Raw genomic sequence first — 8,286 nt, forward strand, 5'->3', positions numbered from 1 at the left:
GTAGAGGAGTGGGGGGAGTGAGGAGAGTGGGGAGAGTTGGGAGAGCGGGGAGATAAAAAAACCATGAAAGGTGAGCGGAAAGGAAAATATTGTAGTATTACTAGTAAGTCCTAACCTGTTTGAAACCTCCGGATTTGCCAATGCCTCGTCTAGCAACTCAGATTGAAGCAATCCTATACCTGAAGGGAAAGCCCCTCTCCCTCTTGGAAATTGCTGAATATGCGGGATGCGAGCGCGTTGCCGCCCAAGATGCTTTAATTGAACTCATGGCAGATTATGCCCACCGTGACAGCGCCCTAGAAGTTGTCGAAACTCCTACAGGTTATAGCTTGCAGTTGCGGGGATCTTTTGAGAATTTAGTCCAAAGCTTAGTACCCGCTGAATTAGGCACCGGTGCATTAAGAACTTTAGCAGCGATCGCACTCAAAGAACCCATTGCTCAAACCGAGCTAATCGATTTACGCGGTAGCGGTGCATATCAACATATTCAGGAACTAATCGAGTTAGGCTTTGTCTCCCGCCGCCGCCAAACTGAAGGGCGTTCATATTGGTTACAAGTGACTGAAAAATTTCACCAGCGCTTTGAAGTCGAGCAACTCCTCCCATCCCTGCAAATGGGCAAGTTGTCAGGGAGTAGGGAGTAGGGAGTGGGGCATTTGGATTAGATCAGGGGCGAGCGTTTTTGTCTGGCACTCCCTGGTATAATTCGGTGTTGGCAGCTACTAAAGAGAGCGGATAGATCCCAGTATTAATCCAACTTAATGTGGCAAGGGGTCGCCCGTTATAGCGCTATGCGCTAAGAGCGCAGGCTACGCCAACGGTTAACGGGGGAGAACGTCACTTAACCCCCAGCGGCAAAGGTTACCATAATAATCGCCGACAGTAGCAAACCAGGGCTCAGTAGCAAAACTAACATCAATAGGTCGTGGGTGGTCATAAACCTAAATCTCCTAATTGGTCGTTTTCCAAACTAACCCCTAATATCAACAAACCTCTGAATAATGAACAATTTATTTCAAATTACAACGTGGTCTATCTTAGTTTACGCCTTGCTGGTATTGGTGGGCGGCGGGATCGGATATCTCAAGGCTAAGAGTAAAATGTCCTTGATATCAGGCGTGGGCAGTGGTACAGGATTATTAATTGCTTGGTTTCTTTGTCGTCAAACCCCCACATTGGGATTGGCAATGGCGGCATTGATTGCTTTGGTACTGTTTATTGTCTTTATTATTCGCTTGTTCCGCACCCGTACCTTTATGCCAGCCGGAGGGATGATGATTCTATCTGGAGTTGCGACATTTTTCTTTGCCTGGACTTTGATTACTAGTCAAGGAATTCTTTAACCGATACTTTTTTTGCTAACATTTGGGTTGGGTTGAGGGAGGCTATTGTGCCTCCCTCAACTCAGTTAGTAATTTAGGTTGACTATTAATAATAATAGTATTGAGTTCATATAGGTGATGGCTTAAAAACAGAAAAATGCGAGCTTAATTAATATGGTAAATTCATGTTGTTTTTAATTATTCAACTACTCTAATCCATCCTAGACTCAATCCTTGATAAATCTGCTCAACAAGGTTTTGTTCCTCTAGGGAGAGGGAATGTTTAGAGAGGAGGGCTGACATAAATAAATGCTGATCCAGGCGATTAATGCGGCGCATACCAATGATGCGCTGGGCAATTTGCTGAATAGGAAATTTAGGGAAACACACTTCAGTAGATTTCATCAATCTTCATCCAACGATCTCAATTATCTTATTTAAGAATAGCTTAGGGAAATAATCTGCGATTGTCCTAGACACCATCTAGATCTGATTGTAACCTTAAATACCTAGTGACCTGGGATCGAGCTGATTTGCGATCTAGTTAACTTTAACTCAGGGATCGGCATCACATTTATTTATTCTAGAAACTGGAAGAGGACTCAATCTGTAGTTTCCAATACCGAGATGCGAATAACTGTCTAAATCTAAGTAATTGGGGATCTCCCAACTCTAAGGTAACATAAGGCACTGAGGGCGCAATCCCCAATGCGGCGATAATTTGCCTCCCGATAACTCGTGCTAGGAGTGGTGGTACAGCATTCCCTACCTGACGAAATCCATGCCACTTGGTAACGTGGAAGCGAAACCAATCGGGAAATGAATGGAGACGCGCGGCTTCTCTGACAGAAATCACCCGTGGGTAATCGGGATGGAGGGGACGGGGGGAGGTATAGCTACCTTTGTCAGCTCCCGTGCCTGCTCTTAAAGTATGGCAAGGTGTATCCCAATTTAAGCGCCGTAAACGACTAATTGGTTCTAATTTTCCAGGCTCTGTCTCCTTAAACCTGTCAATGGAAGCCTGACTATGTTTGGTGAGCATAACGCCAGTCAAGAGTTGGGGATTCCAGTGGCGAGGATAAGCAAAGTTACCGGAATCGGAAATAATATCCCGCAGTTTTTCGGTGTATGGCATGGCTTTGGCTGCCATTAGTTGTAGCTGCTCCTCGGTGAGTTGGATGGAATCGGAGGTATATAATTCGGTAAAATCATCTAAATTGGGCAAATCTGCGATCGCATCTCGGACGGTTCGGAATTCAGATTTGTCAGATAATTGCGGTTTCGGATACTTGAGCGGTTTTTCCCCAATCCTACTCCCCAGTAAAAATAACCGCTGTCGCTGCTGCGGTAAACCAAAATGGACTCCATTCAATATCTGGACTGGTTTAGTAACTTTGTACCCGGCGGCTTTAAACTCGCGAATCAACCGCTTCAGGAGACTTTTATATTTTTTTTGACCCAAACCAGGGACATTTTCCATGGCAAAATAACGAGGTTGGAGTTCCCTCACCAGACGGGAAAACTCAAAGACAAGACGGTTACGCCCATCATCGATTTCACACTTGCCCATATATGAGAAACCTTGACAAGGTGGCCCGCCAAATACTAAATCAATCTCAGGTAGTGCGGGATTAATTTCATTTCGGGCATACCAATTTTCCAGCGCTGCCAAGATAACCGTGCTATTCAAAGTAGCGATATCATTACACAAGACTTGTGTCTGGGGAAAATTAAAGGCATAACTGGCAGCGTGAATGGCATCGTATTCTACAGCCACAGCTACATCAAACCCAGCTTGCTCAATCCCTAGAGAAAATCCACCAGCACCAGCAAATAAATCGATTGCCACAGGTTTGTGCCCAGAAGTCGCCATGCCCCTTATCCATATATTAACTATCTAAAGATACATTGAACCATTCCCATCCACTCCATTACTGGAATTTAAGTTGTCTGCGCTTATTTTGCTTTTAATCGATAAAGCTAAGGGCTTTGTTGGGCGTGAGTAGGTTTTATCTCACATCAAGCCATTTTCAACAAGTGGAAAAACCTAACCCCCCAGCCCCCTTCCCTTGAAGGGAAGGGGGAGCAAGATTTCTGGCTCCCCTCTCCTCTTAGGGGAGGGGGTGGGGGAGAGGTTAAATGGGTTATTGAAACTGGTGCAAGTTATCAGTTTTTTGTGACTAAGATCGCAATTAATTAGCGATCTGCATTTCAATCTGGCTCAAAAAACATGCTATACTCAAATCTAGTTATTGTAAAAGAAACTCTTGTGAGTCAGGAGAATAACCATGGCACAGCGACTGAAGCGGTGGGAATCGCCCCGCCGTCAGGGACGAAACGATAAAGGTAAAGGTGGTTCCGCACGAAGCCGACAACTGAAGAAGCAAACTCAAATGTTGAGGAAGAAGCTGAAAGACGGTGACAAGACAGATAAACAGAATAAGGGAGAAGGAAGAGATGTTAATTCTCTTCCTTCTTTTTTTTTGTTGGGTTGTAATTGAGGGTATCTATAGCAACTTGCAGTTTACTCGTAGCGTCCCTTCTTAGATTTAATCACCTCAACGACATCATCGTGCCTTTGCCCCTCAATAATATCCTTGAGATGAATTTGCCCTTTGATGTATTGAATGTGGATACGCCAGCCTGACACTTTATCGATATCAGCACGATAAATTGCTTGCTTCACACCCTTTACTTTGTGCAGTCTCGTTTTCGGAAATTTTCTTATTCTGTGACACTCGTTGTCTTCAAGCTCTGCCAAAGCTTCAAGAAAACAAATCTTTAGCTCGTCATTTGGTAAAATCTTCATGGCTTCGTGAATAATACCATATTCATCGCAGAGGGTAAGAGTCTGTGCCATAAATCAGCTTACGAGATTTGGGCAGATTCTAGATTTTGGTGAAGGATATCTTGATATAAAGACTCTGCTACACCCTGATATGCTCGCTCTAGCTCATCCTGTGTTACTACTCGAAAAAGAGTAAAAATAACTTGCGCAAAAATTGGATCTTCGTCAACTGCCCAAATTACCCTTAGTGTTCGAGAAATCCGTAGTGTATAAAGTGAAGATTCGTAACCATTAAGATTTGACGATAGAGGAAGGCGGCGCAGCTTGCGATAGACATTAGCTTTTTGAGTTGGGAAGAGGCTAGCGCAAAAGTTAATTTTTTTGATTGTTACTGCTTTTTCAGGTTCACTCAACTTAGCAATATCTTTCTCAAATCGCTTGGTTGACTCAATTAGAACATCCATGTTACGAACCGCCAGTCTTAGCCACTCTATTATACCACAGTTACTGAAAGTTTCCTAAATTATTCAGGACTTACACAGCTCAGAATCTTCTTGCAATATAAACTCCTGCTGCTGGTTGTTGGCATAAATTTAATTTCTCTTGAAGATGAAGTGCAATTGCTTTAGCAAGAAGAGGTGGCACAGCATTACCTACTTGGTTGTACTGGCAAAGAAACTTCTCATCAAATCTTTTTTCTCGATGTAATAATTTTTGGGATACGACAGTTTTCTTCCCTAAAAACCGATAACGATCCGGAAAAGATTGAATCCTTGCTCCTTCACGAGCTGTTAAATTTCGGTGTTGAAAAGGATGAATAAAATTAGCATAAAATGATGCGGCAATTGTGTGGGAGGGTTGATAAGGATTTAAGCGGCGATTGTTTTGGTCATAGCATTTATCTGATAATTCACCATTACCACTACGTCGTCTCGCCCCATGTTCTTTTGGTACATCCGCACTTGATTCACCCCATTTAATCTGTTTAAATCGTTCTACCAGTCTTTGAGAATGTTCCATGGCAACATGGTTATAAAGTATTTCACTCTCATTTCTCATCCATTTTTGATAATCATTTTGAGGTGCTGCTAAATAAGGTTGTTCTTCTTTCCCTTCTCGTGCATTAAGTGGTGGTAAATCTGAGATAGCATCCCAGAGAGTTAAAGCAGGAAGTATGCCTGTCTCTTCAAAAACTGATAATTGATATCTATTGATTTGTAGTAGTTCTAAGGAGTGTGTTTTTCTGGGGATATCTAATTTATTGCCGTATCTATTACCAACAATAAAAATGCGCTCTCTAATCTGTGGTACACCATACTCAGCCGCATTCAACAGCCACACTTCCACAAAATATCCTAGATCTTGAAAAGTTTCCTTAATTATATCTATGACTTTTTCTCCTTCGGTATTTCTACGAGAGAGCAATCCTTTAACATTTTCCATGATAAATGCTTTAGGATGGAGAAAACTTATCCACTGAGCGAAGTTAAGAAACAAACTATTTCTGGGATCTTGAGGATATTTTTGGGCTGGCCCAGCAACACTAAAACCTTGACATGGAGGTCCACCGATAATTACATCTGGTTGAAAGAGGCAAATTTCTTTAATACTACTTTCAGTATTGAATGTACGAATATCATCTTGAATAACTGTAGTTTCTGGGCGGTTATAGCGGATTGTATCACAGGCCCATGGATCGATTTCAACAGATAGCGGCACAGAAAAATTTGCCATCTCAAAGCCTAAGCCGAAACCACCAGCTCCAGCAAATAAATCAATAGCAATAGGTTGTTCTCGCCTCAACATAAGTTTTTGCTAAAGACTGTAAGTTCAATTTCTAAATAGATTAGCACGATCCTCCTGGAAGGTAAAGCTTCTTCTTGTACGCTTAATGGTACTCGAATCTTTGACTATATTACCACTCATTCTAAGTAGAAATATTTAGTATATTTGTTCCTTTTCTGCCTTTTCTATCCTTTATGATAGTTAATGGTACGGAATGTGGGTAGTAAGGTTTAATGGAAAATAGCAGATTATTCCATTCAACTACCCAGATATGACAACCGCACTCGCTGATGCTAAAAACTTGCTGGCTGACTTGATTGCTCGCTATGCTTCCCGCGCCGATTACTTGGCGATTCGTTTGGAAGAATCGGAAGGAACCAGTATTTTCCTGCGGGGTGATAAGGTGGAAACTCTCAGTGAAGGGCTTTCCATTGGGGGACAAGTTCGGGTTTGTTATAAGGGAGGCTGGGGTTTTGCCAGCTTTAATCAGCTTTCTACCCTGCGAGAAAGAGTTGAGGAAGCCATCACCGCAGCCCGAATTGTTGGGGATAGCGAAACTACCCTGGCTCCCATTATCCCAGTTCAAGATACCTGCCAGCTACCGCTAACGGGTACAGATCCCCGTTTAATTACTTTGGCACAGAAAAAGCAATTGTGCGATCGCTATAATCAATTACTCAAACACTATGATTCTCGCATCGCCACCAATACAGTACGTTATGGCGATACTAATCAGCGGATAATTATTGCCACATCTGACGGTACTTTGATTGAACAATCTTGGGCAGATATGGAAATGCGTTTTGCGGCAACTGCTCGTAATGGAGAAATTGTGCAAACGGGGAGAGAAACTACAGGCTCTCGCAAAGGTTATGAAGATTTAATGAATCTGGATGAACAGGTATGTAGTGCTGCTCAACGTGGTATCAATGCTCTGGCTTTGCCTATTGTAAAAGGAGGTAATTATCCTGTGGTAATTGACCCAATTCTCTCAGGTTTATTCGTCCACGAAGCTTTTGGACATCTTTCCGAAGCTGATATGGCTTATGAAAATCCTGACTTATTAGAAGTGATGAGTATGGGACGGCAATTTGGGCCAGAGGAGTTACAAATTTTTGATGGTGCAGCACATGAAGGACACCGGGGTAGTTATTTTTATGATGATGAAGGTACGCCTGCTACTAAGACTCAATTAATTAAAGATGGGGTTTTGGTTGGTCGTCTTCACTCTCGCGAAACGGCAGGTAAGTTAGGAGAAACACCGACGGGGAATGCTCGTTGTCTGAATTATCATTATCCACCAATTGTTCGGATGACTAATACTTGGATTGAACGGGGAAAAACACCTGTGGCTGATTTATTTAAGGGGATTAAGGAAGGGGTTTTTGCTCAAAATTGGTTGGGAGGAATGACGAATGGAGAAATGTTTACTTTCAGTGCTGGGGAAGCTTGGATGATTCGGGATGGGAAGCTGGCGGAACCTGTTCGGGATGTAACTTTATCGGGGAATGTGTTTAAAACTTTGGCGGATATTGAAGGGATTGGCGATGATTTTCATTGGGATGAATCGGGTGGTTGTGGTAAGGGTGGACAAAGTGGTTTGCCTGTTGGCTGTGGTGGTCCTAGTTTGCGGATTAGAAATGTGGTTGTGGGGGGTGAGGCGGTTTAATTATTAAACCTAAAAATAGGGTGAGGTATTGGCGGATAAAAATCCTGATTTACCTAATAATTTAGTCGCGGCGACAAAACAGGGTGAAGCATTGGCGGATAAAAATCCTGATTTACCTAATAATTTAGTCGCGCCAATGCTTCACCCCTACATCCAAAAATAGAACAAGGAGTTATAATAAAACAAAATAAACAATTAGCTATTAGTTATTAGCAATTAGCCATTTAGGAGCAATTAGCAATTAGCCATTTAGGAGTAAACTATGACTGTCACCACAATAACTGAGGAAATGGGTAAAGTTTTAACGACACTAACGGTAACAAATCGCGCTGACCAAGTTTTGGCAGAAAATGGATTCATTTCAGCTCAACAGGTAAGATTTGTTACCTTGACTAATGTACTTGTCGATACTGGGGCAACAACTTTATGTTTGCCTGCTGATGTCATTACTCGATTGGGATTGAAACTCTTAAAACAAGTCAATGTTACAACGGCAATGGGGATTGGTAATGCGCGAATTTTTCAGGATGCTAAGATATCTTTGTGCGGCAGAGAGGGCACTTTTGAATGTTTGGAATTGCCAGGTGGTAGAGATGGGCTATTGGGGGTGATTCCTTTGGAAGCGTTGGGGTTGGAACCGGATTTACGGAATCAATCTTTGAAGGTTTTGCCTGATGAAGGGACTGATACTTATTTGACTATTCTTTAGTAATTGTGTAGGG

Annotated in this window: 11 protein-coding genes; 6 read left to right on the plus strand and 5 right to left on the minus strand. The window is 42.5% G+C overall.

All coding sequences use genetic code 11. The annotated features are described in order from the left end of the window. The first annotated feature begins 140 nt into the window (after window positions 1–140). Together scpB and NJ959_RS21550 are read left to right on the plus strand one after the other, a co-directional pair. Complete coding sequence (gene scpB / locus NJ959_RS21545) at window positions 141–644, plus strand: SMC-Scp complex subunit ScpB (protein WP_254013798.1); 504 nt, start codon at window positions 141–143, stop codon at window positions 642–644. A 357-nt stretch (window positions 645–1,001) separates the two neighbouring features. Continuing rightward, on the plus strand, window positions 1,002–1,343 hold the full coding sequence (locus NJ959_RS21550) for a TMEM14 family protein (RefSeq protein ID WP_254013799.1): 342 nt from the start codon (window positions 1,002–1,004) through the stop codon (window positions 1,341–1,343). A 177-nt stretch (window positions 1,344–1,520) separates the two neighbouring features. On the opposite strand, the gene NJ959_RS21555 is transcribed toward NJ959_RS21550, so the two are convergent. Then, on the minus strand, window positions 1,521–1,727 hold the full coding sequence (locus tag NJ959_RS21555) for a hypothetical protein (RefSeq protein WP_254013800.1): 207 nt from the start codon (window positions 1,725–1,727) through the stop codon (window positions 1,521–1,523). 178 nt (window positions 1,728–1,905) lie between these two features. Continuing rightward, window positions 1,906–3,195: a DNA cytosine methyltransferase gene (locus NJ959_RS21560; RefSeq protein ID WP_254013801.1), complete on the minus strand. Its 1,290-nt coding sequence runs from the start codon at window positions 3,193–3,195 to the stop codon at window positions 1,906–1,908. 415 nt (window positions 3,196–3,610) lie between these two features. Between NJ959_RS21560 and NJ959_RS21565 the strand changes: the two genes are divergently transcribed. Further along, window positions 3,611–3,823 (plus strand): hypothetical protein, encoded by a 213-nt coding sequence (locus NJ959_RS21565; RefSeq protein WP_254013802.1) that lies wholly within the window; start codon window positions 3,611–3,613, stop codon window positions 3,821–3,823. 23 nt (window positions 3,824–3,846) lie between these two features. On the opposite strand, the gene NJ959_RS21570 is transcribed toward NJ959_RS21565, so the two are convergent. The 3 genes from NJ959_RS21570 to NJ959_RS21580 form a co-directional block, all read right to left on the minus strand. Continuing rightward, the gene (locus NJ959_RS21570; protein WP_254013803.1) at window positions 3,847–4,182 is read right to left on the minus strand and encodes a hypothetical protein; all 336 of its coding nucleotides are present in this window, start codon (window positions 4,180–4,182) and stop codon (window positions 3,847–3,849) included. An 8-nt stretch (window positions 4,183–4,190) separates the two neighbouring features. Beyond that, window positions 4,191–4,574: a hypothetical protein gene (locus NJ959_RS21575; protein ID WP_254013804.1), complete on the minus strand. Its 384-nt coding sequence runs from the start codon at window positions 4,572–4,574 to the stop codon at window positions 4,191–4,193. A 79-nt stretch (window positions 4,575–4,653) separates the two neighbouring features. Then, window positions 4,654–5,916: a DNA cytosine methyltransferase gene (locus NJ959_RS21580; protein WP_254013805.1), complete on the minus strand. Its 1,263-nt coding sequence runs from the start codon at window positions 5,914–5,916 to the stop codon at window positions 4,654–4,656. A 250-nt stretch (window positions 5,917–6,166) separates the two neighbouring features. On the opposite strand from NJ959_RS21580, the gene NJ959_RS21585 reads away from it, so the two are divergent. The 3 genes from NJ959_RS21585 (at window position 6,167) to NJ959_RS21590 (ending at window position 8,273) form a co-directional block, all read left to right on the plus strand. Beyond that, entirely contained in the window at window positions 6,167–7,564 is a 1,398-nt protein-coding gene (locus NJ959_RS21585; RefSeq protein ID WP_254013806.1) for a TldD/PmbA family protein, read from the plus strand. A 28-nt stretch (window positions 7,565–7,592) separates the two neighbouring features. After that, complete coding sequence (locus tag NJ959_RS30260; protein ID WP_256529568.1) at window positions 7,593–7,727, plus strand: hypothetical protein; 135 nt, start codon at window positions 7,593–7,595, stop codon at window positions 7,725–7,727. 99 nt (window positions 7,728–7,826) lie between these two features. After that, entirely contained in the window at window positions 7,827–8,273 is a 447-nt protein-coding gene (locus NJ959_RS21590) for a retroviral-like aspartic protease family protein (RefSeq protein ID WP_254013807.1), read from the plus strand. Window positions 8,274–8,286: the final 13 nt, after the last annotated feature.

The sequence above is a fragment of the Limnofasciculus baicalensis BBK-W-15 genome, from assembly GCF_024178385.1.
Lineage (GTDB): Bacteria > Cyanobacteriota > Cyanobacteriia > Cyanobacteriales > Coleofasciculaceae > Limnofasciculus > Limnofasciculus baicalensis.

Bases quoted from the DNA above. Each gene is read 5' to 3' on its own strand.
- scpB (WP_254013798.1), top strand. From the start codon at position 141: ATGCCTCGTCTAGCAACTCAGATTGAAGCAATCCTATACCTGAAGGGA.
- NJ959_RS21550 (WP_254013799.1), top strand. From the start codon at position 1,002: ATGAACAATTTATTTCAAATTACAACGTGGTCTATCTTAGTTTACGCC.
- NJ959_RS21555 (WP_254013800.1), bottom strand. From the start codon at position 1,727: ATGAAATCTACTGAAGTGTGTTTCCCTAAATTTCCTATTCAGCAAATT.
- NJ959_RS21560 (WP_254013801.1), bottom strand. From the start codon at position 3,195: ATGGCGACTTCTGGGCACAAACCTGTGGCAATCGATTTATTTGCTGGT.
- NJ959_RS21565 (WP_254013802.1), top strand. From the start codon at position 3,611: ATGGCACAGCGACTGAAGCGGTGGGAATCGCCCCGCCGTCAGGGACGA.
- NJ959_RS21570 (WP_254013803.1), bottom strand. From the start codon at position 4,182: ATGGCACAGACTCTTACCCTCTGCGATGAATATGGTATTATTCACGAA.
- NJ959_RS21575 (WP_254013804.1), bottom strand. From the start codon at position 4,574: ATGGATGTTCTAATTGAGTCAACCAAGCGATTTGAGAAAGATATTGCT.
- NJ959_RS21580 (WP_254013805.1), bottom strand. From the start codon at position 5,916: ATGTTGAGGCGAGAACAACCTATTGCTATTGATTTATTTGCTGGAGCT.
- NJ959_RS21585 (WP_254013806.1), top strand. From the start codon at position 6,167: ATGACAACCGCACTCGCTGATGCTAAAAACTTGCTGGCTGACTTGATT.
- NJ959_RS21590 (WP_254013807.1), top strand. From the start codon at position 7,827: ATGACTGTCACCACAATAACTGAGGAAATGGGTAAAGTTTTAACGACA.